Source organism: Streptomyces lunaelactis (genome assembly GCF_003054555.1).
GTDB lineage: Bacteria > Actinomycetota > Actinomycetes > Streptomycetales > Streptomycetaceae > Streptomyces > Streptomyces lunaelactis.
The window spans coordinates 7,511,397-7,534,959 of sequence record NZ_CP026304.1; the positions used below are offsets into that span (position 1 = coordinate 7,511,397).

The window sequence follows — 23,563 nt, forward strand, 5'->3', positions numbered from 1 at the left end:
TGCCTCCGGGGCAAAAAATTTGCCCCTGAGGAAGGAACCTGGCGCAATGGACTCATGCTGAGCCATCCCGGGGGGCACCCCCCGGACCCCCGGTCTCCTGACCCGGAGGCGGCGCCCGCGCTGCCTGAGGTCGCGCCACGGCTGCGTGAACTGCGCCGCCGTCGCGGCCTCACTCTGGAGGCCGCCGCGCAGCGCGCGGGGCTTTCCCCGGCGCATCTGTCCCGGCTGGAGACGGGCCGCCGGCAGCCGTCGCTGCCGATGCTGCTCGGTCTCGCCAGGATCTACGGTACGACGGTCGCCGAGCTCCTCGGCGAGCCGGCGCCGGAGCGCGACCCGGTCATCCGCGCCGACCGCCGGGAACCCGCGGCGGCCGACGGCTGGACCTACCACCGGGCCGGCGGCCCCGGCCGGGCGATGCAGGCCCTGCGGCTGGTGGTCCCGTACGGCACCCAGGGCGATCTCGTGCGGGTGCACCCCGGCGAGGAGTGGCTGTACGTCATGAACGGACGGCTGCGGCTGAGCCTGGGGGACACGGTCCACGAGCTGGCCCCCGGGGACAGTGCGCACTTCGACTCGCTGACGCCGCACCGCATCGCGGCGGCGACGCGCGAGGGGGCCGAGCTGCTGTTCGTCCACACGCTGCTGCAGAGCCCCGAGCTCCATCCGCACCGCTGAGATCAGAAGAGAGGTCCGCCATGTCCGGACACAACGAGGAGAAGTCGTTCCCCCGGGGGCTGGTGATCCGGCTCTTCGCCTATCTGGTGGCGGGCCATCTGTTCGCCGGGTTCCTCTTCCTGCTGTTCACGCTGGGCGGCCAGGGCCACTAGCGGTCGCCCGCCTGAGGTCACACCTCGTCGAGGAGGCGGTCGCGCAGGCGCTCGCGCGTCTCGGGCGCGAGCCCCAGGCCCTCCGCCAGATACCGGTCCGTCGTGCCCCAGGTCCGGTCGATCGTCTCGAAGGCCGCGGCCAGGTACTCGGCGCGCGCGTCGAACAGCGGGCTCAGCAGTTCCATCACTTCGGGGGACATCCCGGCCGGGGAGTTGTCGCTGCGGCGGACCAGGTAACGGCGGTGCGGGTCATTGGACTTGAGGTAGTCCGCCTCGATCGCTTCGCGCTCCACACCCACCGCGAGCAGGGACACCGCGATCGAGATACCGGCGCGGTCCTTGCCGGCCGCGCAGTGCATCAGGGCCGGGACGCTGTCCTCCGCCAGGGCGTGCAGCACGCGGCTGTGCTCGGCCGTGCGCTCCTTGACGATCCGCCGGTACGACTCCGACATCCGGCCTGCCGCCTTGCCGTCCGCGAGGATCGACTTCAGCTGGTCGAGGTTGCCGTCCCGCACCATCTTCCAGAACTCGGCGCCGTCGGCCGGGTCGGAGAGCGGCAGGTTCACATTGCGTACGCCGGGCAGCTCGACGTCCTGGCCCTCCAGCCGGTGGTCCGCGGCGTTGCGGAAGTCGAAGATCGTGTGCAGGCCCAGGGTGGACAGGAACGCCGCGTCGCTCTCCGTGGCGTGCGCGAGATGGCCGCTGCGGAAGAGGCTGCCGTACCGCACTCGCCGGCCGTCCGCGGTCGACAGGCCGCCCACGTCCCGGAAGTTGCGCACTCCCGACAGCTCCGGCTCTGTCGACGGGACCTGCGGCGGCAGCTGCTGCGTCACGGGGGGCTCCTGAAGTGACTGCCGTCGGCGCTGCTCGCCGACGATGGCGCTTTCCCGACGATACGACATGGATTCCTGGGGCAATCATCTCGGCCGTGCCCGCAAGGGCGTTGCACAGGCAGCGGTCGCGGTCGGATGATGTGCGGGCCTGTGCGGACCTGTGAGTATCTGAGGGGTCGGGATGATTGAGAGCGTTGGCAAGGGTCGTACGTGGGTTCTCTCCGGAACGGCGAGCAGCTATGGGCTGCACCTCACCGACGGCGACGAACTGCTGCATCTTCATTGGGGACCACGGATCTCGGGCGCCGATGCGGAGGCACTCGCGGCCCAGGGCCTGCCGCCCTGCTGGCCGTTCGAGTCGCAGCTCGACGGGCACGAGGAGTATCCCGTCGAGGGCGGGCCCCGCTTCGTACGGCCCGCGCTTTCCGTCCGTACGGACATGGTCCGCGGCACCCAGTGGACCTTCGCCGGCGCCGAGGTGATCGACGGCGACGAGCTGCGGCTCCGCTTCACCGACGCGCTGCACGGCCTCGGGCTCACCCTGCACCACCGGATGCGCGGCGACGCGGACGTCATCGAGCGCTGGGTCACCGTCACCCACGAAGGCGAAGGACCGGACCTGGAGCTGCTGCGGGCCGATGCCGCCACCTGGACACTGCCGCAGCGCGGCCACTGGCGGCTCAGCCAGCTGCACGGCCGCTGGGCGGCCGAGTCCCTGCTCGTACGGTCGGAGCTGACGTACGGCGAGAAGGTACTGAGCAGCCGGCGCGGGCACACCGGTCACCAGCACCTGCCGTGGGTCGCCCTCGACGCCGAAGGCGCCACTGAGGAGCACGGAGAGGTGTACGGCTGCGCGCTCGCCTGGTCCGGGTCATGGCGGATCGCCGTACAGCGGCTGCCCGACGGACTCGTCCAGATCACCGGCGGCGCGGGCTACGACGACTCCGGACTGCTGCGGCTCGCGCCCGGCCAGTCCTACACCTCGCCCGTCTTCGCCGGTCTGTGGAGCGACGGCGGATTCGGCGGAGCCAGCCGGGCCTGGCACGCCTGGCAGCTGGCGCACGTCATCCCGGACGCCGCGAGCGAGCGTCCGGTGCTCTACAACTCCTGGGAGGCCACCGGCTTCGACATCTCCGAGGAACAGCAGCGGGCGCTCGCGCGGCGGGCCGCCGCCATGGGCATCGAGCTGTTCGTCGTCGACGACGCGTGGTTCGGGCAGCGCACCAGCGACCGGGCCGGACTCGGCGACTGGACCCCCAACGCCGAACGCTTCCCGCAGGGACTGAAGCCGCTCGCCGACGAAGTGCACGCGCTGGGCATGCAGTTCGGGATCTGGGTCGAGCCGGAGATGGTCAACGCCGACAGCGATCTCTACCGCGCGCATCCCGACTGGGTGCAGCACCACCCGGGCCGGGCCCGCACGGAGTTCCGCAACCAGCTCGTACTGAACCTCGCCCGCGAGGACGTACAGGCCTGTCTCTGGGAACAGCTGGACGGACTGCTCAGCAGCGCGCCCATCGACTATGTGAAGTGGGACTTCAACCGCTGCTTCACGGACGTCGGCTGGCCCGGTGAGGAGTATCCGCAGAAGCTGTGGGTCGAGCATGTGCACGCGCTGTACGCACTCCTCGACCGGCTGCGGGCCGCGCACCCGACGGTGGCGTTCGAGTCCTGCTCCGGCGGCGGCGGCCGGATCGACCTCGGCATCCTCTCCCGTACCGACCAGGTATGGACGTCCGACAACACCGATCCGCTGGACCGGCTCGGCATCCAGCAGGGCTTCACCCAGCTGCACCCGGCACGGGTCATGGCGGCCTGGGTGACCGACAGCCCCAATGTCCAGCTCAACGGCCGCTTCAGCACGCTGCGCTTCCGCTTTGTCAGCGCGATGGCCGGAGTGCTCGGAGTCGGCGGCGACCTGACCGAATGGAGCGAGGGGGAGCTCACCGAGGCGCGCGGCTGGGCGGAGCTCTACAAGAAGATCAGGCCGGTGGTGCAGCACGGCGGGCTGTACCGGCTGCGGGCCCCGGAGGGCGGGCTGAGCGCCGTGCAGTACGTGCGCGGCGACGAGACCGTCGTGCTCGCCTGGCTCCAGGCACAGCACTACGGCGAGCTGCCGCCCAGGCTCCGGCTGCGGGGGCTCGACCCGGCGGCCGCGTACGAGTGCCTGGACACCGGCGCCGTGCACCGTGGCTCCGTACTCCTGCACCACGGGCTGCACACCGGGCTGAAGGGTGACATGGACGCCACGGTGATCCGGCTGCGCCGCCGCTGACCCGAGCCCGCTGATCCGAACCCGCTGATCCGAGCCGGAAGGCCGCCGAATTCCGCCCGCAAGGCGGGAATGAGGTGTATGTGATGGCGATAAGCCACCTCGTCAATAAATGACGCTTCTGTCCGAATTGGTCGATTCGGCATAACGTGCCCCGTCTGCAATGCAGATGGGGCACGACCCGTGAGCAGGATCATATTCGTGACGGTGTGTGGCGGTACGGCGGAAGCCAATTCCGCTGCCAGGCGGCGAGCCAAGGACTTCGATTCACGGAGGGTGACCGGAATTCCCCGGCAATATCAAAGGGATCATTGACCGGGGAAAGGGGCAGCTTGTTTCCGGTCGGTTTGCCGGTTTACGGTCACGACCAATCCGGACGGAACGCCTAATCCTGCCGCCGCCCGGAATTCCACCCACCCACGTGTGGCAGGAGCGGGGGACCCAGGTAAGTACGCCGATTCCGGAGGTCCGGAGACGGCTTGGGGTTAAGTCGCGCAACTGCGCGGCCGGGCATCTCCAGCCCGAACCCGACAGCTCACCTCGTAGGCGCCGGAGAGGAATTCGCCATGCCCGCGAAGGGTAAGCACCGCCGTCCCAAGGTCAACCCGATCACGCGCGGATTCGTCGCCGCCGCCGGTACGGGTGGCGCCGTCATCGCACTTCCGCTCATGGGTGCCACCGGCGCCCACGCCGCCGACAAGGCCGCGCCCGCCGCGGCTTCGCACACGGTGGCAGTGACCGCCGCCGCGGCTCCGGCACCCGCCAAGAAGGCCGCCCCCACCACGTACTCCGTCGTCTCCGGCGACTACCTGGCCAAGATCGCCGACAAGCACGATGTCCGCGGCGGCTGGAAGAAGCTGTACGAGGACAACCGTGCGGTCGTCGGCGAGAACCCCTCGCTGATCCACCCGGGCCTCAAGCTCACCCTCGGCGCGAAGGCGAAGGCGAAGGCCCCCGCGCAGGAGAAGCCGAAGCCCAGCTCCGAGGGCCCGGCCAAGTCCTCTTCGAGTGGCTCCCCGGACTCCTCCTCGAAGCCGGCCAAGCCGGCAAAGCAGGCGTCGTCCAAGGGCACGGGCAGCACCGCCGCGCAGACCAGCGGCTCCGGCTTCACCTCGCCCGTCTCCGGCGCGACCATCAGCACCCCGTACCACCTCGCCGGTGGCATGTGGTCCAGCGGCTACCACACCGGTGTCGACTTCGCGGCGTCCTCCGGCACCACCGTCAAGTCCGTCGGCCCGGGCACCGTCGTCTCCGCCGGGTGGGGCGGCGCGTACGGCAACGAGGTCGTCATCCAGCACACCGACGGCACCTACTCGCAGTACGCCCACCTCTCCTCCCTGTCCGTCTCCTCCGGCCAGAACGTGAGCGGCGGCCAGCAGATCGGCCTCTCCGGCTCCACGGGCAACTCCACCGGTCCGCACCTCCACTTCGAGATCCGCACCGGCCCGGGCTACGGCTCGGACATCGACCCGCTGGCCTACCTGCGCAGCCACGGCGTCAGCATCTGACGCGCTGGTGAACTGACGCGCTGATGAACGGGCCGATGCCCTGACGCCCGACGAATCCAGCACGCCGAATCCCCCCGCGCCGTCCTGAGTGGCGCGGGGGGATTCGGCGTATTCCGGCGTGGGCGAAACGTGACCGGTGGCAAAGATCACCCCTCGTCAACCCCTCCTTACGGTCGCGTAGGTCACATCCGTAAGGGAAAGATGAGGTCTCGTGGCAGACGATTCGAGAACAGAAGAAGATGGCGCATTCGGGTCGTACGCGGCGATCGGTGACAGCTTCACCGAGGGCGTCGGCGACCCGGGCCCCGATGGGATGTACGTCGGCTGGGCGGACCGTTTCGCGGTCCTGCTGGACGACCGGATGCCGGAGCACACCTTCAGGTACGCCAATCTCGCCGTACGCGGCCGTCTCCTCGATCAGATCGTCGAGGAACAGGTCCCGAGGGCGAGGGAACTCGCCCCGGATCTGGTGACGTTCTGCGCGGGGGGCAACGACATCATCCGGCCCGGCACCGACCCCGACGATGTGGCCGAGCGCTTCGAGCGCGCCGTCGCCGACCTCGCGGGCTCGGTCGGCACCGTCATGGTGACCACCGGATTCGATACGCGTGGGGTGCCGGTACTGCGCCATCTGCGCGGCAAGATCGCCACGTACACCGCGCACGTACGGGCCATCGCCGATCGCTACGACTGTCCCGTACTCGATCTGTGGTCGCTCAAATCCGTCCAGGACAGGCGGGCTTGGGACGGCGACAGACTGCATCTGTCACCCGAGGGCCACACCAGGGTCGCGTTGCGCGCCGCCCAGGTGCTCGGCCTGGAGGTGCCCGCCGACCCCGACCAGTCGTGGCCGCCCCTGCCGCCGCGCGGCCCGCTCGAAGTGCGCCGCGACGACATCCACTGGGCGCGCGAGCACCTGGTGCCGTGGATCGGACGGAGGCTGCGCGGCGAGAGCTCCGGCGACCATGTGGAAGCCAAGCGGCCGAATCTGCTGCCCCTGTGACGGCGACGGGGTGCGGGTACGGGCCGGTGAGTACTACGGCCCTTCCCCTCTCGGCTTCTTCACGGGCGTCCCGAAGCTGACGGCGTTCTCGGCGCGGGTGCAGGACGAGGCGGTGGCGCGCCGACTGGGGGATGAGCCGGCGAGGCTGACGGGGATCGGCCTTCCGGCTCCGTACGACGCCTGAGAAGCGGCGGGCACGGCCGGGATCCGCTCCAGGACACCACCCGCGAACACGTCGTACAGCGGCAGCGCCTCCAGATGGACATAGCCGATATGGCAGTCGCAGACGGCCGACGGGCAGTCGCGCGGACGCAGCGCCCGCCGGTAGGAGCCGTCGTAGAGATTGCCGAGCTCGTCCGGGACGAAGTGGCAGCGCCGCACCGTGCCGTCGCCGTCCACCGAGATCACCGACTCGCCCGTCCGGCACGGGAGTCCTGCCGAGCGGTGCGGATCGCGGCTGTACGCGAAGAGCGGATCCAGCTCTGTCCACTCGGCTGCCTCGGCGTCGCTGTAGCTGCGTCCCTCGGCCGCGTTCACCCAGAGGTAGACGTGGGCGGGCAGATCGGCGCGCAGGCGACGGGCGTCGGCCAGGTGCTCGGGGAACCCCACGACGCCGACGCTGAACCGGACCCCGCGCCCGGACAGGTCACGGCACTTGCCGAGGAATCGGTCGTACGGGGTCTGGCCCGGGTGGTACGTGCACCAGAGTGCGAGGGTGTCGGGATCGGCGTCCGCGACCCAGCCGGTGCGGCAGCTGAGGTTCGTCTGGATGGCCACCCGGCGGATGTGCGGCAGCCGGGAGAGCTCGGTGAGGGTGCGGCGGTACCAGGAGCGGACCAGGCCCTCGCCCCACGGCGTGAACAGAATCGACAACTGGTCGTCCGTCTGCTCGGACGCCCAGTCGGCGAAGCGTTCGAGCGCGGAACGGTCGGCACGCAGCTGATCGGGGCTGTCGTGCCGCTTGGCGAAGGGACAGTACGGGCAGTCGTAGTCGCAGGAGGCGAGCGGGCCACGGTAGAGGATCGTCAGGTCCACAGCTGAACCTCACTTGAGTTCGTACGCGGCCATGTCGGCGCGCACGGCGGGGGAGAAGAGTTCGGGGCCCAGAGCGTCCGAGTACGCCAGACCGTCGGCACTCAGCCTCAGCCGGTCGGGCCCGGCGCTCTCGTCGAGCCAGCCGAGGGAACCGAAATGGTCGAGCTCGGACGGGAAGTCCTCGACCGGGTGGCGGCCGAACCGTTCACGGTATCCGGCCACTTCCATGCCCTCGGCCCGGAGGAGTGACTGGAGGAGATGGCGGCGGCGCGCCTCGTCCTCGTCGACCTCGCGTCCCACTTCGGCGCGGCTGAAGTCCTCGGTCGCCGTGTAGGTGTCGATGATGCCGCGTATCTCGCGCATGTCGACGGCGTAGTCGAAGGAGTAGTGCAGGGTCGAGGTGTAGGAGCGGGCACCGCAGCCGAGACCGATCATGCCGTCGGTCTGGCAGGCGTAGTCGTCCGGGCCCTGCGGCGGCGCGTCCGAGCGGCGGAACATCCGCATCGACACCTGCTCGTAGCCGTGCGAGAGAAGATGGTCGCGGCCCTCGCGGTACAGGCGCAGACGCTGGGCGTCCCAGGCCCGGTCGGCCGTCTCTCCGGCACGGCCGAGCCCGGTCAGCGGACGCACATACAGAGGGTAGAGATACAGCTCCTCGGGCTGCCAGGCGAGCGCGGCGTCCAGTGACAGCCGCCAGGTGCGCTCGGTCTGGCCGGCTATGCCGTAGATGAGATCGATGTTGAGGACGGGTGTGCGGGCGTCGCGGATGCGGGCCAGGGCCGACTCGACATCGGCGCGGCGCTGCGGGCGCACGGCCGCCCTCGCCTCCTCGTCGACGAAGCTCTGCACGCCGATGCTGAGCCGGGTGGCGCCCCGCTCGACGAGGACGGTGAGCCGGTCGGCGGTGGCGGTGGCGGGGGACGTCTCGACGGAGAGCGGGACAGCGCGCAGATCGGCGCCCATCCGCTTCTCGGCGATGTCACAGAGCCGGTCCAGCTCCCCGGCGGTGAGGAAGGTGGGGGTGCCGCCCCCGAACGCGGCCGCGGCGAAACGCACCGGCTCGTCGTCGCCGAGGGCGTCGCGCACGGCGGTCCCCTGGCGGTCGAGCGCGTCGAGATAGCGCGTGGTGAGCTCGTCGGGCGCGCCGATCCGCGTGAAGAGATTGCAGAAGCCGCAACGGACCTCGCAGAACGGTATGTGGAGATAGAGGGAGAGCGCGTCCTTGCGTTCCCCCGCCCAGCGCTCGCTCAGCGCGGGCCGTCCGCCCTCCGGGAAGGGCCGGTAGGCCGTCTTGTGCGGATAGGCGTAGACGTAACTCTGGTACGGGCGCGGTGCGCTGCTCCGAAAACTGCTGCTCATGCTGCGGCCTCGAGGAAGAAGTGGGCGTACGGAACCGTCCAGACCACGTCATGGCCGAGCCGGTGGCCGGTGAAGCCGTCGTCCCCGTACGCCGTGCCATGGTCGGAGCAGACGATCGCGAAGCAGCGGCGCCGGCCGCTCGCGGCGGCGAAGAGCCGCCCGATGTGCCGGTCGACGTACTCAAGTGCGGCAGCGTGCGTCTCGCGCGAATCACCAGCGTCCCGGGTGGCGCCGGGTAGGTGGAACCAGTTCGGCTGGTGCAGCGATGGCACGTTGACGAACAGGAACAGCCGCTGGTCGTACGGGAGTCCGGCGACGACCTTCTCGGCCAGGTCCACCTGGCCCTCGAACGAGGTGGGTGACGCCACCCCGAACTCCGGCTCCCAGTGGCTCTCCTGGAACATTCCCGGCAGTACGGAGCCGAGCGGTCCCAGCTTGTTGAAGAACCCGACTCCGCCGATGCACACCGTGCGGTATCCGGCGTCCGCGAGACCCGAGACAAGGTCCGGGGTGTCGAAGACGAAGGTACGGGCCGCGGTGGTCTCACTGCCCGCGAAGCGTGCGGCGAACAGCCGTGGATGCGGCCCCGGTGCGGCCGGAGTGGGCAGGAAGCCGGCGAAAATCGCCTGGTGGGAGGCGTAGGTGAAACTGCCCGGAGCGTGCCGCTTCTCCCAGACCCCGCCGGGCAGATGGCGGGCGAGATTCGGGATCCGGCCCGCGGCGGCGAGCTCGGCGGCGACGTCGAAGCGCAGTGTGTCGAGAGTGACGAGCAGCAGGTCGTCGCGGCCGACGACCTCGGTCATGTCGGGGGTGGCGGGGGTGGTCGGGATGTCGCGGGTGGCCGGCCCGTCCTGGCGTGCGGGACTGTCAGGCGCTTGCACCATGGCGGTTCCTTGCTCTCCGTAGTACAGCGGCGACCTGCGCCGCGTAGGTGTCCTGGCCCTCGGCGCCGCTGCCCGGGAGGCCGGTGAGGCGCGGCAGGAGATCCCCGAAGGCGTTGACCTCGCCGACGGCGAAGCGCCGCCACCCGGTGGCGGGCAGCAGATCGACGCCCACCCGCAGGGCCCCGGGGAAGCAGGCCGCGGCCCGCTCGCACAGGTCGAGCATGCCGGCCCAGCTGCCGCCGGCTGCTTCGGTGGCCGCTCGTGCCGCCGCGAGGTCTCCCCGGCTGCCGCCGAGGTGGAGATTGGTGATGGGGGAGCGGCTCGTCCTGACGACGGCGTGGGTGGCGCGGCCCCCGATGACGACGACCCGCAGATCCGCGGAACGGCCGTTCTGCGAGGCCTTGGGCAGCCAGCGCTCGATGTGCAGACCGTCCGGCGCCAGGGCATCGATGAGTGCGCCGACTTCCGACTCGGTTGAATAGCGGTGAACCCGCAGGGAGTTGAAGAGTCGGCCGTCGGCGTCACGCTCGACCGAGGTGGTGGCCTGCACGCGGCCCCGGCCCGCCGTCTCCACGGCGAGCACGCCGGAGGCCGACGAGCCGTGCGCCGGCTTGACGAACATCCGGTGAAGACCGCTCAGCTCCTGCAGCGCACGGACGTCGTCCCAGCCGCGCACGGCGGGGACGTCGGCACCGGACGTGGGCGACTGTGGCACAGTCACCCCGGTCTGGCGCAGCACGCCATGGCACAGCCGCTTGTCGAACAGCACCGCGAGCTCGTGCGGATCATCCAGCAACGTCGCCCCGCCGACCACCGCCAGGCCTTCCACCTCCCGCACGGCGGAAGTGAAGCGCGCGTACCAGCGGGCTGTCCCCTCCACCCGGGTCGGGTCGTCCGTACCGCGCAACTCCCGCTCCACCAGGGGGTCCTCGCCGGGCGAGTCGATCCGCACCTGCTCGCCCGGCCGGAACTCCGCCCGCCCGCGCAGCACGTCGAGCCAGGGCACAACGCGGGCCACGGGCAGCCCTGCGGCGTGCACCGCATCCTGGAAGAGCGCGACGCGGCGGTTGGCCGGATTGCCGACGACGGCGAGACGGAGGTCTGTTCCAAGGCCCGGGAGGTCCCGCATCCCGGTCATTCCGCGACAGAGGTATAGCGGTCTTCCCGGCCTTCGGAGTCCCGCTCCGCAGCCTGGCCCTCGGAGAGGTCGATCTCCACGCCCGTGGCTTCGAAGGTCTTGGTCAGCCGCTGCACCATCGGCTCGCTGAGGAAGTGATGGTGGAGGTCGAGCTTCTCCAGATGAGTCAGCGGCTGTCCGTTCAGCAGGGCTTCCGCTCCCTCATCGCCAAGGGTGCCCATCGACAGATCCAGCGTGCTGAGACGGGGGACGACCGGCGCGCCGGAGAGCGCGACGGCTATCTGGTCCTGGATCTCGCTGTTGCGCAGGGCCAGAGACCGCAGACGAGGAAGGCGGACGCCGGTCAGGATGGGCTCCAGGTCCGACACCTCGGCGTTCGCTCCGTACCAGGAGGTGCCGAGCCATACGTCGAGATGCTCCAGCGCGGGCAGGTCGCTGGCAGCGATGCCGCGCACGACCTGCGCGTCGAGCCCGCCCGCCTCGACGGTCAGCGAGCGGAGCTTGTCGTGCCGTACGGCGGGGAACTCCAGCTCCTGGCCGCCGCGTACCCCGAATTCCAGCAGTTCGGGGAAGGCGTCGAGCAGCGGCGTCACCAGCCCCTGGTTGATCCAGGAGATCTCGCACTCCTCAAAGGTGATGTCACCGAGGAAGATTGCCCGCAGGCCGGGCAACTGCTCCTTCGCGTCGAGCAGGGCGGTGATCACGGCGTCGGGCGGCGAGTCGTACACATCGCTCCACGCCCCGACAACCAGCGCCCGCACCTCGGTGGTGTCCACCGCAGCGAGGAAGCGGGCGAGCGCTTCCTCCCACGCCTCACCGCTCTCGTACGCCTCGACGGCAATCCGCCAGGCCACGGAGGCAGCTTGGGGCAGCTCGGCCTTCGACTCGGCGTCGGGGAAGTCGAACACGGGCAGGCCGTGCAGCTCCTGCAGATGGTCCGAAATGGTCATGACGGGCTCCAGACACCGGACGGTCTTGATCGGCTGATGTGCCAGCAGTTCTACCAAGCCGCACTGACAGCAGCCGTCACGGGGGCAGGTGAGGGGACGGCTGGGTGCCACGGCCAAGCCCGTTGTCAGACCCTCCCGTTAGCGTCGTTTCCAGGTTCGGCGCACTCGGCGCCGGGCGTGGAGAGGAGAGCCATGTACCGGCAGGGAGACGTGCTCATCGTGCCCATCACGGACGAAGCCGTGCCGTCGCATGCCGTGGACGCGCCGAGTGAGGCAAGGGATGCCCGGGGGCGTCTGGTACTCGCGCTGGGTGAGGTCACGGGTCACGCGCACGCCGTGACCGGCCCGGGCCGACTGGTGTGCGAGCCGGGCCCGTTCGGCCCGATGCTTCTGCATCTGCCCGAAGGCGGCCGGGTGGTGCACGAGGAGCATGCGGCCATACCGCTGACGAAGGGCTGGTACCGCGTGGTGCGGCAGCGAGAGTACCTGCCGGGCGCGGTCCGCATCGTCGCCGACTGAATGACGACGAGCGGCAGAGCAACAGACTGATTCGGACAAGCAGGGGACGGGGCATCACATGCAGTACGTGGACAAGTGGCGGGCCGTTGCGGCGGCGACCGGACCGGCGGACCGGGCCGCCGCCGAGGAAGGCGTGTGTCTCGCCTACCGCACGGCAGGGCTCGCCGAGCCGGAGCGGATCGTGTGGGCGGACTCTCCGCGGGCGGCCGTTGCCGTCGTCCGCTCGCTCGACGACCCCGGGCGCTCGGTGCGCGACGAGGTGCGCACCCGCGCGTGGGCGGAGGAACGCCGCCGTATCCACGACGAGTTGGGGCCGACCGGCTGGGCCGAGCTGTGGAGCCTCACCGGCGCCCGGCTCTGGGACACCACGCGGGCACTGGCCGAGCGGATACGGACGGGGGTGGTGGACGCGCCGGCCGTTCAGGACACGGCGGACACGGCGGACACCAGCGACGTGACGGCGAGGGAGACGGAGATCCGGCTGACCTTGCTCGACGCGGTGCTCGGCCAGCACGACGCGGCCTGGCTCTGCGCGTTCGACGGCCGTAGCGACCGGCTCCAGGGGCTCGCCACGGTCGCCGCGCACGCAGGCTGGTGGTGGCCGTACGAGAAGTCGGTGGTGATCTGCGAGCGGCCGGCGGAGCTCCACCGGGACGAGGCCGGCAGGCTCGACAGGGGCGACGGTCCGGCTCTGGAATTCCCCGACGGCTTCGCCCTGTACGCATGGCGTGGCATGCCGGTGCCCGCGGACTTCCTCGGCGGACTGACCTCGCTCACCCCGCAGCGCATACGCAGCGAGGAGAACGCCGAGCTGCGCCGCGTGATGCTCGAGTACTACGGCTACGACCGCTATCTCGCCGAGTCGGAAGCCCAGCCTGTGCATCGCGACGAGACAGGCATCCTCTGGCGGATCGCGCTGGACGACGACGAGGACGTGGCGATGGTCGAAGTGGTCAACTCCACCCCCGAGCCGGACGGCAGCCACCGTACCTATTGGCTGCGGGTGCCGCCCACGACCCGGACGGCGAAGGAGGGCGTCGCCTGGACCTTCGGGCTGCAGGCCGAGGCGTACGAACCGGTGCGTCAGACCTGATGCGGTACGAGATCGGCGGGGCTGATAAGCGACGAGCTGCCCTCGCTCGTGCAGGCGTGGGCGCCCGCCACCGCGCCCAGCCTGGCGCTCTCCTCCAGGTCACGGCCGGACAGCCGCCCGTAGAGAAAGCCGCAGACGTAGGCGTCACCCGCGCCGTTGGAGTCCACCACGCGAGCGGGCGGGACGGCCGCCGGGATCGGGCGCGGGGTGCTGCCGCCGTCCCGGGTCAGGAGGTACGAGCCGCCGGCGCCCGCCATCGCGACCACCGCCCGCGCCCGCCCGTCGCGCAGGATCTCCCGCATGACGGACGCAATGCGCTCGCCCGCGCCGGCCGCGCTGAGGAAGACCACGTCCGAGCGGAGGGCGAACTCCCGGTGGTGGTCGGCCAGTCCGTCCCAGTCGTGCAGATCGGTGGAGACCGGGACGCCCAGCTCCTCGATGTCGTCGTAGAGGAACCGCGCGAAGTTCACGATCGAGAGATGGACATGGCGGGCGCGCCGCAGATGCGGGAGGTAGACCTCGCGCGGCATCCGCAGCTCACCGGGATCGCGGGCGTCGTAGAAGGACATCCGGCGGCCCGCCGGGTCGACGAGATTGACCGCGCGCCGGGTCCCGGCCGGGGAGATCAGCGCCTCGAAGTCCACGCCGCCCGCGGCGAGGCGTTCACGGACCTGGCGCCCCGGCCAGTCGTCGCCGATGTAGTCGAGGAGCGTGACATTCAGGCCCAGGGCCCGGCAGCCCAGGGCCACGTTGCCGCCGGTGTGGCCCGGCGATTCGCGGATCGGGCCCACCCCGACGGAGTCGGCGAGCGGGACCGGCAGGGAGTCGACGCGGACGACGGTGTCCACCCCGCTGCCGCCGATCACCAGCACATCGTGAGGGGGGTGATCCGTCTGCTGGTCCTGCGGCTGCTGAGACACAGTTGCCCAGTATGGGGGGTGGAGTGTGCTCGCGGGTGGCCGGGGTGTCAGCGTGCGGCCGCGGTCAACGCGTCGCGGTCCACGCCGAGTTCACGAGCGAGCGCGTCGTCGGTCCACTCCAGCATCGCCGCGCGCGACAGGGACCCCGCGTACGAGGTCATCTGCACGGCGAGTCCGTCCAGGAACGCCGTCAGCCGCCAGGCCGTCGCCGCCGGGTCCTCGCACGGGAACTCGCCCGCGGCCGCGCCCTCCGCGATGACCTCGGTCAGAGCGGCTTTCCACTGCTGGTCGAGATCCCGGGTGACGTCCCGCAGCGCCGGCTCGCGCAGCGCGGCGGCCCAGCCCTCGATCCACAGCCGCCAGCCCTTGGCCTGACCGGTCGGGGCGTACCAGCGGACGGCGGCACGCAGGCGGCGCAGCGCGGAGGTGCGGCGGCCCAGCAGCTTGCGCAGATGGGCGAGATCGCCGTCGGCGGCGTGCGTGAACGCGGCCGCGACGAGCTTCTCCTTCGTTGAAAAGTGGTAGAGCACCAGGGCGTTGCTCACGCCGAGGGCCGCGGCGACATCGGCGATCCGCACCGCCGCCACACCGCGTTCCTCGATCTGCTCGACGGCGGCGCCCAGCAGTTCTTCACGCCGCTCCGCCACACTCAACCGGACTCTTGCCACGTCGTCACCCTACACAGCCGATCTTGGATACCGTCCGTGCCATGGATTGCCATGGGTGAGGGGTACGTATGGGTGGCCGACACGGACGCCCGGCCGCAGGACGCGGAGGCGCTCGCCGGGCGGGTGGTGCACTGGCTCGAGGAGCAGGGCGTCGTGGCGGGCGAGTTGACGCACTGCCTGCTCGGCGACGAGCTGGGACGGGCGCCCGGGCCGCGGTACGCGCACGCCCTCGGTGCGCACGACGGAGCGTTCGCGCTGATGGGCGGGGCGAACGGGGTGAGCGTGGACATCGAACGCCGCGTCTATGTCTGCGTGGACATCTGGACGGCCCGCTGCCCGCACTGTGCCGCGCGCACGGAGGAGTCGGCGGCGGACGGGCACGGGCGGTGGACCGATGAGTGGCTGCCGCTGCTGGACGCGCTCTACGCGTGGTTCGGCGGGAGCGGTCCGGACCACGCCTCGTGCGTACGGTGCGGACGGCAGGCCGGTTTCATCGACTGGAACTTCTCCCCGCCGGTCGCGGTGGCGCAGCTCGGACTGACCTTCTGGAACTGGCCGATGCTCTCGGCGGCCTTCCTCGCCGAGCTCTCCGCGGTGCTGGACGGCCACCGCCTGGTGGCAGCCCGCACGCGGGTCTAGGGCCTCTCGTTTGGATCTTGCCGGGCTCGAGCGAAGCCGTCATCCGTACCAGCCGAAGCGCTCGGCGATCACCGGCAGCCGGTCCGCGACGATCGCGTGCGCGGCGCCCCGCGCCGTCGTCCCGTCCGCCTCCGCGCGGGCCAGCATCTGACCGATCAGCTCGCGCATCGAGCGACGGGTGTACGCGAACGCCTCCTCCGCGTCGGCGCCGATGTCCCCGAACAACGTCCACCACCACCAAGCGTTCGTACCGGAGTTGACGACGACATCCGGCAGTACGGTGATCCCGCGCCGCGCGAGCAGCTCCTCCGCGTCCGGCAGCACCGGCATGTTCGCCGCCTCGACGATCCAACGGGCCGTGATCTGCGCCTGGTTGGCGGTGTCCACGGCGTACGAGACCGCGGCGGGTACCAGCACCTCCGCGTCGGCCGACAGCCATGCGTCGCCCGGCAGCTCCAGATCCTCCGGCCGCAGCGCCGTACGGTCGACCGTCCCGTACGAGTCACGGGCCGCGAGCAGCGCGTCGACGTCGAGCCCGGCCGGGTTGGCGACGGTTCCCTTGATGTCGGCGACGGCGACGATCTTCAGCCCGGCGCGGGCGAGGAACCGGGCCGTGGCCCCGCCCATCGTGCCGAGCCCCTGGACGGACACACGCGTCCCCTCGTACGCCACGCCCGCCCGGTCGAGCGCGACCAGCACCGACTCGGCGACGCCGCAGCCGCCGACGAGCTCGTCGAGCCCGATGCCGTCCACCTCGACGGCGAAGGCGTCCGCGAGCCGCCGGCGCGCCGTCGCCTCGTCGTCGAGCAGCGGATAGACCGCCTGGATGGAGGAGACCAGACCGGCTTCGGCCGCGGCCCTGTCGACGATGTCCTGGGTGAGGCCGAGGTCCTCGCCGGTGGTCCACATGTTCTCGATGTACGGGCGCACGGCGCGCAGATAGCGGACCAGGATCCCGTACGCCCGCGGGTCCTGCGGGTCGCAGTCGATACCGCCCTTGGCGCCGCCGAGCGGGATGTAGCGGCCCTCGGGGTTGTAGTGCAGGGCCTCCTTCATCGTCATCCCGCGGGCGAGGCCCGCCACCTCCTCCAGCGTGCAGCCCTCGCGCATCCGCAGTCCGCCGCTGGAGACGCCGCGCACGAGCCGGTCGACGACCAGATGGCCCTGGCGGCCGGTGACATGGTCGGTCCAGGTGAGCGACAGCAGGGGTGTGGTCATCGGGCGGTCTCCTCGGGAACGGTGATCACGGTGGGGCCTGGAGTGGTGAGTGCCCGTGCGAGTGCGGCGGCGAGCGCTTCGGGCGTCGTGGCGTGCTCGCCGTGGCCGCCGTAGGCACGGGCGAGGGCGGGCAGATCGACGGGCGCGAGGTCGACGGCTGCGGGGGCGTCGCCGCGCGCGGTCATCTCGTCGCGGATCTCGCCGTAGCCGCCGTTGTCGAACACCACGACGGGCAGCGGGAGTTGGAGCTGGGCAGCGGTGGCGAGCTCCTGCACGCTGAACTGCAGCCCGCCGTCCCCGCTGAGCGCGATCACCTGCCGGTCCGGGGCAGCGGTCTTCGCGCCGATCGCGGCGGGCAGCGCGTAGCCGAGGGTGCCGAAGCCGGTTGGATGCAGATAGCGGCCGTCCGGGGCGACGGGGAGGTGCGGGATCGCGCCGTAGTAGCAGCACTGGGCGCTGTCGGAGGTGATGACGGCGTCGGTGTCGAGGGTGGCGCGGATCGCCGCGAGGTACGGCAGCCAGCGCGCGTCCCGGTCGCGGGTCTCGGCGTCCCGCTCGCGGCGCAGCCCGGCGACGCCCCGGTGGGCGCCGGCCAGGGCCTCCGCGTGGGCGTCCCGCGCGATCCGCAGCTCGGTGACGGCCTCGCGGGCGGAGGCGAGGGCTTCGGCGCGTGCGTCCCCGTCACCGGGCCCGGTGTCCCGTACGAGCCGCAGCTCCGCGGCACGCGGCGGTACGGCACCGGTCTCGCCCTCCCGCGCCACGCGCGGCTCGGCGGTGCACTGGCGACCGGCGCCCCCGCCGAGAGGTCCGCGGCTCCGGTACGCGGCCAGCAGTTCGCGCAGCGACTGGCGTGCGTCGCCGACCAGCGCCACGTCCGCCGGCACCTCCGCGTACATCTGGGCCGGGTCCACGTCGACACGCACCAGCGTGCCGCTCAACTCCGGTGGCGCGGACCACAGATCGGACTCGGCCAGCTCCGTACCGACGGCCAGCACCACATCCCGGTCGGCCAGCCACTTCTGCACGGCCGGGCTGTGCAGCGACACACCCAGCGACAGCGGATGGGACTCGTCCACGATGCCCTTGCCGTTGGCGGTGGTGACCACGGGCGCGGCCAACTCCTCGGCCAGGGCGAGCAGTTCCGCGGCGGCTTCGCGCGCACCGCCGCCGAGCACGAGCGCGGGACGGCTCGCCGCGCGCAGAGCGTCGGCGGCCCGCCGGAGCTCGGCGGGCGCCGGGAGAGCCGGCCCGGCCTGCGGTGCGATCCGTACCCGGCCCACCGGCTCCGCCGCCTCCAGCAGATCGAGCGGAATCTCGATGTGCACGGGCCGGGGCCGCCCGGTCGTGAAGAGCGTGAAGGCCCGCGCGAGCGCCGCGGCGATCTCCTCGACCGCCGACACCCGGTGGCTGAAGGCCGCGACGCCGCGCAGCGCCTCCGTCTGGCTGCGCATCTCGTGCAGCAGCCCGGTCGGCTGCCGCGGGTGGCGCAGCGGCATCCCGGGGGAGACGACGAGCAGCGGCACGCTGTCCGAGTACGCCTGGCCGACCGCCGCCGCGATGTTCAGCAGCGCGGGACCGGTCGTGGTGATCGCGACTCCGGGCCGGCCGCTCACCCGGGCATAGGCGTCTGCCGCGTACCCCGCGCCCTGCTCGTGACGCGGTGTCACATGCGCGACTCCATAGGCGGCGAGATGCCGGTAGATCTCCAGATTGTGCGTGCCCGGAATCCCGAAGGCCTGAGTGACGCCGTGCGCCGCCAGCGCCCGTACGACTGCTTCGCCGCCGGTCAGAACGGTCGCAGCCATGTCACATGCTCCTCGAGATGATCAGCCGCATCATGTCCGAGGTGCCTTCCTCGATCTCCTCCGGCTTGGCGTCACGCATCCACTGCTCCACGGGAAACTCGGGGTCGCGCCGCTCCGTTGTGAGCGGGACCGGCTCGGTGGGGAGCTCGGACATGCTGCCTCCAGGCGCGACGACGACAGATTAACTGAACCGTCGGTCAGTATCTGGAGGAGTGAGCTCCCCTGTCAACATGATCGTCAACGAAGTTGGCGGGCGGCTGACCCGTTACGCGTGGATCAGCGGGCGGCGGCGTCCGGACGAGCCGGAATCTCGCACTGGTCCTTGAAACCCTGGCTGGTCAGACCCAGCGCGGCGTTCATCCGCGAGCGCAGGTTCTCCACCGCCACCATCGCCGTCAGTTCGACGTACGCAGCCTCGCCGAGGGTGGCGACCAGCCGCTCCGCCAGCTCGTCCCCGACCACGGGCGGACTGGCGGACATCGCCTCCGCGTACTCCATGACGTCGCGCTCCAGCGGGGTGTAGACGTCGCTGTCACGCCACACGGGCACATCGTGCAGCTTGCGCACGTCCATGCCGCGCTCCTGGCTCTCCCAGTGGCCGAAATCCATGCACCAGCTGCACCCGATCGCCGCCGCCGAGGCCATCACGGCCAGTGCCTTCAGATCGGCGTCGAGACTCTTCCACTTGGCCACCGACTGCTCGAAGCGCAGATCGGACCAGAGAACCCGGGGGTTGTGGGCCATGGCCCGGGCGGGGTCGAGGACCTTGCCGTACGTGCGCTTGGAGTACCACTCGGTGACGCGGAACAGGAGCGAGCGGCGCGGGGTGAGTGAAACACGGGCCATGACGGGCCTCCGGAGGTGTGGTGGATGTCCTTTCACGCGTACGACGGACGGGGTGCCCCGGGATGTGACATCGGGGAGCGCGGAATTCTCAGGAACACCGGAAGGAACACCGGAGCGGGGACAGGCGTTGCTTGGGACATGACGGAAACGGAAGCCGACGTTACGGAGGACGCCCTGCTGAAGCTCGTCGCCGAGCACAGCGGTGGGGTGCTCGTCACGATCAAGCGGGACGGCAGGCCCCAGCTCTCCAATGTGAACCACGCGTACTACCCGGACGAGCGGACCATCAGGGTGTCCATCACCGACGGCCGGGCCAAGACCGCGAATCTGCGCCGCGACCCCCGCGCCGGATACCACGTCACCAGCGGCGACCGCTGGGCCTGGACCGTCGTCGAGGGCACCGCCGAGCTCTCCCCGGTCGCCGCCGACCCGCACGACGCCACGGTCGAAGAGCTGATCACGCTCTACCGCGACGTCCAGGGGGAGCACCCGGACTGGGACGACTACCGGCAGGCCATGGTCCGCGACAAGCGCATTGTGCTGCGGCTGCGCGTCGAGCGGGCCTATGGCCAGCCGCGCGGCTGAGACCCGCGCGGCTGAGACCCGCGCGGCCGAGCCCGGCGCCGTAACCAGGCCGTTCCCGCACTGTCGTACCCCCCGCACATAATGGAAGAAATCCAACATCAGGAGGTGCCGTGACCGGCGCTGGTTCCCCCCACTCGCCGCTCAGCTCCCGGCTGCGCGCGCTGCGACCCGCCGCGTTCGGCGCCGATCCGTCGGGAGAGCGGTGGGAGCGGATCCGCCGCTCGCCGAATTTCCTCGACGGTGTCTTCCAGAACCCCGTGGGTGCCCGGACCAGACCCTCCGGCGGCTCCATGGTCGAATTCGCCAAGATCTACTTCCGGAAGGAAGCGCGGGCGCACCGGTCCCCGGTCGGACTCGTGCCCCTGCACGCCACCACGCTCGCCGATATCGCCAAGCCCCCGGCCTCCGGACTGCGGCTCACCTGGATGGGACACTCCAGCGTCCTCGCCGAGATCGACGGCCGGCGGGTGCTCTTCGACCCGGTCTGGGGCGAGCGCTGCTCACCCTTCCCCTTCGCCGGACCCAAGCGGCTGCATCCCGTGCCCGTGCCGCTGGCCGCCCTCGGCCCGGTCGACGTCGTCGTGATCTCCCACGACCACTACGACCACCTCGATCTGCCCACCATCCGCGCCCTGGCCTCGACGGACACGGTCTTCGCGGTGCCGCTCGGCGTCGGAGCACACCTGGAGCGCTGGGGCGTGCCCGCCGACCGGCTGCGCGAGCTGGACTGGAACGAGTCGACGGAGGTGGCCGGTCTCCGGCTGACCGCCACCCCCGCGCGCCACTTCTGCGGCCGCGGCATCCGCAACAAGCAGCACACCCTCTGGGCGTCCTGGGCCGTCGCCGGGTCCGAGCACCGGATCTACCACAGCGGCGACACCGGATACTTCCCCGGCTTCAAGGACATCGGCGCCGAGCACGGCCCCTTCGACGCCACGATGATCCAGATCGGCGCGTACAGCGAGTACTGGCCCGACATCCACATGACGCCCGCCGAAGGCATTCGCGCCCACCTCGACCTTCAGGGCGGGCAGCCGTCCGGTGCGATGCTGCCGATCCACTGGGGGACCTTCAACCTCGCACCGCACCCGTGGGCGGAGCCGGGCGAGGGCACGGTAGCGGCGGCGGCCGCCGAAGGCGCGCGCATCGCCCTGCCGCAGCCCGGTGAGCCCTTCGAGCCGACCGCCGAAGGAATTCCGTCCGAGCCGTGGTGGCGTGCTGTCGCCACGGCGCCCGCCGCGGGATGGTCCCCCACGGCCGGTACGGGCAGCCCCGAGGTGGCGCCCAGCGCCTGAATCGTGGCGCCCGACCTCTGCGTTTGACCCTGCGGTGCCCGGCCCCGCCGCCCGTCCCTGCGGCGGCGGGGTCAATCCAGCATTTTCGGGCTTGGGTGCGAAGCCTCATACCAGAGCGGGACGAATGACGGGCAAGTTTGTCAACTGCCCGTCGCAAGTGCCTGCTTGGCGACTACCGTGTGTGGCCGGTGATCAACGGTGGGCTCAAATGGTGAACAACGAGCCCTTCGCTGCGCCGAAGCTGACCGCATGCTCTACGCCGATTCCTGGGGCCCCACGTACCAAGGACGCTGATGTCTCAACTACGCGCACCCGCCGCGCGGCCCGACCGCCGCGAGGGCGGGCGCCACGGCCGGCCAGGCACCCGCTCCCTGTCGTCATCGGGGAAGCCGCATCCCGTGCCCTCTTCGCCGGAAGCCCGTATACGCCCTCAACTCCTGCGCACCGCAGTCCTGCCCGCAGTCGTCGCCGCGCTCAGCGGCATGGCCGCGGTGATAGTCGCCATCCGTTCCGCCGACGCCCAGCCCTCCACCGGCCTGTGGGCCGTGCTGACCGGCTCCGCCGTGCTGGCCATCGCCTCCGTGGCGGCGGCGGCGGTGGGGGCGGACCGGATGGCCAAGTCCGTACTCGACCGCTGTGCCACCCTGCGCCGTTCCACCGCGCGCGGGCAGGCCGACCTGCGCACCGTGGTCGACCGGCTCAGACGGGGTGAAGGCCCGCCCGTCCGGCCCACATCACAGTCGGCACCGCCCGGTGGCGATGAATTCGATCTGCTGACAGAGGAGTTGAGCCGGTCCCACGAGGCCGCCGTGGTGGCGGTGGTGCAGGCCTCCCGGCTCTCCAGCAGCGTCGGCAACGAACAGAAGGTCGAAGTCTTCGTCAATCTGGCCCGGCGGCTCCAGTCGCTGGTCCACCGCGAGATCCAGCTCCTCGACGAGCTGGAGAACGAGGTCGAGGACCCCGAGCTGCTCAAGGGCCTCTTCCATGTGGACCACCTGGCCACCCGTATCCGCAGGCATGCCGAGAACCTCGCCGTTCTCGGCGGCGCCATGTCCCGGCGGCAGTGGTCCAACCCGGTCACCATGACCGAGGTGCTCCGGTCCGCCATCGCCGAGGTGGAGCAGTATCCGAGGGTCAAGCTGGTGCCGCCGATCGACGGCACCCTGCGCGGCCACGCCGTCGCCGACGTGATCCACCTGCTCGCCGAACTGGTCGAGAACGCCACGCTGTTCTCCGCCCCGCACACCCAAGTGCTGCTGCGCGCCCAGCACGTCACGGCCGGACTCGCGGTCGAGGTCGAGGACCGCGGCCTCGGTATGCCCGCCGACGAGCAGCACAAGATGAACGCGCTGCTCGCCGACCCCGATCAGGTGAATGTCGCCCATATGCTGCAGGACGGCAGGATCGGACTCTTCGTCGTCTCCGCGCTGGCCCGCAGACACGGCATCGCGGTACGGCTCCAGTCCAATATCTACGGCGGCGTCCAGGCCATCCTCGTACTGCCACAGGGACTGCTCGGCACCGAACCCGGGGGATTCTCGCGGGCCGAAGCCGCCCCGTCGTCGTCCGACTCGGCGACCGGGGTGCAGAGCGCCGTCGTACCGACAGCCTGGGTACAGCCGGCCGCGGCGGCGCCGTCGATACCGCAGCAACCGCACTCGACGCCGGAGCAGGCACCGGTCTTCCGGCAGCTTCAGCCACCGCTGCAACAGCAGCAGCCGCAGCGCGAGCCGGTGACCGCCACCCTCGGCGCCGGGCCCCTCCCCGTACGCGGGGAACAGAGCGACCGCCCCAACCCGGCCGCCGCCCGCCCGGGCGTCAGCCATGCGTCGCTGCCCAACCAGCCGTCACCGCCCGACCACACCTCACCGCCCAACCACTCGGCACCTGCGAACGGTTCGGCACCGGCCAACCGCTCGGCACCATCGGAGAACTCCGACGGGATGGGCCGGCCCCAACTGCCCAAGCGCCGCAGTCAGGAACACCTCGTCCCTCAGCTCAGGGACGCCCCGGCGCCCCGCAAGGACGACGACCAGGCCATCCACGACCCGGGCCTGATGGCGGCCTTCCAGCGGGGCATCGGCCTCGCCGAGTCCCAGCCCCTCGCGGACCCCGCGGCGCAGCCTCAGCCCCAGCACTTCGACAACACCTCCAAGGAGTAGATGC

At 71.1% G+C, this 23,563-nt stretch carries 23 protein-coding genes and 1 riboswitch; of the genes, 11 read left to right on the forward strand and 12 right to left on the reverse strand.

The window, feature by feature from the left end; all coding sequences use genetic code 11:
- Positions 1 to 54: 54 nt before the first annotated feature.
- A complete protein-coding gene (locus SLUN_RS34250) occupies positions 55 to 675 on the forward strand; it encodes a helix-turn-helix domain-containing protein (RefSeq protein ID WP_108153804.1) in 621 nt (206 codons plus the stop codon).
- A gap of 20 nt (positions 676 to 695) precedes the next feature.
- The gene (locus tag SLUN_RS41730; RefSeq protein WP_246339064.1) at positions 696 to 827 is read left to right on the forward strand and encodes a DUF6126 family protein; all 132 of its coding nucleotides are present in this window, start codon (positions 696 to 698) and stop codon (positions 825 to 827) included.
- 17 nt (positions 828 to 844) lie between these two features.
- On the opposite strand, the gene SLUN_RS34255 is transcribed toward SLUN_RS41730, so the two are convergent.
- Positions 845 to 1,648 (reverse strand): tyrosine-protein phosphatase, encoded by an 804-nt coding sequence (locus SLUN_RS34255; RefSeq protein ID WP_170146671.1) that lies wholly within the window; start codon positions 1,646 to 1,648, stop codon positions 845 to 847.
- Positions 1,649 to 1,841: 193 nt separating this feature from the next.
- Here SLUN_RS34255 and SLUN_RS34260 point away from each other — a divergent pair, with 193 nt between their 5' ends.
- From SLUN_RS34260 to SLUN_RS34270, 3 genes are all read left to right on the forward strand, one after another.
- On the forward strand, positions 1,842 to 3,935 hold the full coding sequence (locus SLUN_RS34260; protein ID WP_108153806.1) for an alpha-galactosidase: 2,094 nt from the start codon (positions 1,842 to 1,844) through the stop codon (positions 3,933 to 3,935).
- 385 nt (positions 3,936 to 4,320) lie between these two features.
- A riboswitch (cyclic di-AMP (ydaO/yuaA leader) is annotated at positions 4,321 to 4,496 on the forward strand.
- A gap of 2 nt (positions 4,497 to 4,498) precedes the next feature.
- A complete protein-coding gene (locus SLUN_RS34265) occupies positions 4,499 to 5,440 on the forward strand; it encodes a LysM peptidoglycan-binding domain-containing M23 family metallopeptidase (protein ID WP_108153807.1) in 942 nt (313 codons plus the stop codon).
- A gap of 211 nt (positions 5,441 to 5,651) precedes the next feature.
- On the forward strand, positions 5,652 to 6,443 hold the full coding sequence (locus tag SLUN_RS34270; protein ID WP_108153808.1) for an SGNH/GDSL hydrolase family protein: 792 nt from the start codon (positions 5,652 to 5,654) through the stop codon (positions 6,441 to 6,443).
- A gap of 33 nt (positions 6,444 to 6,476) precedes the next feature.
- On the opposite strand, the gene SLUN_RS34275 is transcribed toward SLUN_RS34270, so the two are convergent.
- From SLUN_RS34275 to SLUN_RS34295, 5 genes are all read right to left on the reverse strand, one after another.
- Positions 6,477 to 7,478: an STM4011 family radical SAM protein gene (locus SLUN_RS34275; RefSeq protein ID WP_218929504.1), complete on the reverse strand. Its 1,002-nt coding sequence runs from the start codon at positions 7,476 to 7,478 to the stop codon at positions 6,477 to 6,479.
- A 9-nt stretch (positions 7,479 to 7,487) separates the two neighbouring features.
- Positions 7,488 to 8,837, reverse strand: a complete 1,350-nt coding sequence (locus SLUN_RS34280; protein ID WP_108153809.1) for an STM4012 family radical SAM protein — start codon at positions 8,835 to 8,837, stop codon at positions 7,488 to 7,490.
- On the reverse strand, positions 8,834 to 9,640 hold the full coding sequence (locus tag SLUN_RS34285) for an STM4013/SEN3800 family hydrolase (protein WP_108155097.1): 807 nt from the start codon (positions 9,638 to 9,640) through the stop codon (positions 8,834 to 8,836). Before SLUN_RS34285 ends, SLUN_RS34280 begins: the two co-directional genes overlap by 4 nt.
- A gap of 64 nt (positions 9,641 to 9,704) precedes the next feature.
- Positions 9,705 to 10,850 carry an STM4014 family protein gene (locus SLUN_RS34290; RefSeq protein WP_108155098.1) on the reverse strand — a complete coding sequence of 382 codons (1,146 nt, stop codon included), beginning with the start codon at positions 10,848 to 10,850 and terminating at the stop codon, positions 9,705 to 9,707.
- A 5-nt stretch (positions 10,851 to 10,855) separates the two neighbouring features.
- The gene (locus tag SLUN_RS34295; RefSeq protein ID WP_108153810.1) at positions 10,856 to 11,809 is read right to left on the reverse strand and encodes an STM4015 family protein; all 954 of its coding nucleotides are present in this window, start codon (positions 11,807 to 11,809) and stop codon (positions 10,856 to 10,858) included.
- A 192-nt stretch (positions 11,810 to 12,001) separates the two neighbouring features.
- Here SLUN_RS34295 and SLUN_RS34300 point away from each other — a divergent pair, with 192 nt between their 5' ends.
- A complete protein-coding gene (locus tag SLUN_RS34300) occupies positions 12,002 to 12,328 on the forward strand; it encodes a DUF8820 family protein (protein ID WP_108153811.1) in 327 nt (108 codons plus the stop codon).
- Positions 12,329 to 12,386: 58 nt separating this feature from the next.
- Positions 12,387 to 13,421, forward strand: a complete 1,035-nt coding sequence (locus SLUN_RS34305) for a DUF6745 domain-containing protein (RefSeq protein WP_108153812.1) — start codon at positions 12,387 to 12,389, stop codon at positions 13,419 to 13,421.
- Here the strand turns inward: SLUN_RS34305 and SLUN_RS34310 are convergent.
- Complete coding sequence (locus SLUN_RS34310; RefSeq protein ID WP_108155099.1) at positions 13,412 to 14,290, reverse strand: carbohydrate kinase family protein; 879 nt, start codon at positions 14,288 to 14,290, stop codon at positions 13,412 to 13,414. The genes SLUN_RS34305 and SLUN_RS34310 overlap by 10 nt on opposite strands.
- A gap of 98 nt (positions 14,291 to 14,388) precedes the next feature.
- Positions 14,389 to 15,009, reverse strand: a complete 621-nt coding sequence (locus tag SLUN_RS34315) for a TetR/AcrR family transcriptional regulator (protein ID WP_108153813.1) — start codon at positions 15,007 to 15,009, stop codon at positions 14,389 to 14,391.
- Positions 15,010 to 15,060: 51 nt separating this feature from the next.
- Here SLUN_RS34315 and SLUN_RS34320 point away from each other — a divergent pair, with 51 nt between their 5' ends.
- Positions 15,061 to 15,648, forward strand: coding sequence for a hypothetical protein (locus tag SLUN_RS34320; protein WP_108153814.1), 588 nt, complete (start codon positions 15,061 to 15,063; stop codon positions 15,646 to 15,648).
- A 39-nt stretch (positions 15,649 to 15,687) separates the two neighbouring features.
- Here the strand turns inward: SLUN_RS34320 and SLUN_RS34325 are convergent, their stop codons facing one another.
- The 4 genes from SLUN_RS34325 to SLUN_RS34340 all read right to left on the reverse strand — a co-directional run bounded on the left by SLUN_RS34325 (position 15,688) and on the right by SLUN_RS34340 (position 19,517).
- Entirely contained in the window at positions 15,688 to 16,866 is a 1,179-nt protein-coding gene (locus SLUN_RS34325; protein ID WP_108153815.1) for a Glu/Leu/Phe/Val dehydrogenase dimerization domain-containing protein, read from the reverse strand.
- Entirely contained in the window at positions 16,863 to 18,671 is a 1,809-nt protein-coding gene (locus SLUN_RS41735; protein WP_254709791.1) for a thiamine pyrophosphate-dependent enzyme, read from the reverse strand. Before SLUN_RS41735 ends, SLUN_RS34325 begins: the two co-directional genes overlap by 4 nt.
- Before the next feature lies 1 nt (position 18,672).
- Complete coding sequence (locus SLUN_RS41740) at positions 18,673 to 18,825, reverse strand: acyl-CoA dehydrogenase family protein (RefSeq protein WP_254709790.1); 153 nt, start codon at positions 18,823 to 18,825, stop codon at positions 18,673 to 18,675.
- Positions 18,826 to 18,947: 122 nt separating this feature from the next.
- A complete protein-coding gene (locus SLUN_RS34340) occupies positions 18,948 to 19,517 on the reverse strand; it encodes a carboxymuconolactone decarboxylase family protein (RefSeq protein ID WP_108153816.1) in 570 nt (189 codons plus the stop codon).
- A 138-nt stretch (positions 19,518 to 19,655) separates the two neighbouring features.
- On the opposite strand from SLUN_RS34340, the gene SLUN_RS34345 reads away from it, so the two are divergent.
- From SLUN_RS34345 to SLUN_RS34355, 3 genes are all read left to right on the forward strand, one after another.
- Positions 19,656 to 20,102 (forward strand): PPOX class F420-dependent oxidoreductase, encoded by a 447-nt coding sequence (locus tag SLUN_RS34345; protein ID WP_108153817.1) that lies wholly within the window; start codon positions 19,656 to 19,658, stop codon positions 20,100 to 20,102.
- 110 nt (positions 20,103 to 20,212) lie between these two features.
- Positions 20,213 to 21,397: an MBL fold metallo-hydrolase gene (locus SLUN_RS34350; protein ID WP_108153818.1), complete on the forward strand. Its 1,185-nt coding sequence runs from the start codon at positions 20,213 to 20,215 to the stop codon at positions 21,395 to 21,397.
- Between the two features lie 293 nt (positions 21,398 to 21,690).
- Positions 21,691 to 23,559 (forward strand): ATP-binding protein, encoded by a 1,869-nt coding sequence (locus SLUN_RS34355; protein WP_108153819.1) that lies wholly within the window; start codon positions 21,691 to 21,693, stop codon positions 23,557 to 23,559.
- Positions 23,560 to 23,563: the final 4 nt, after the last annotated feature.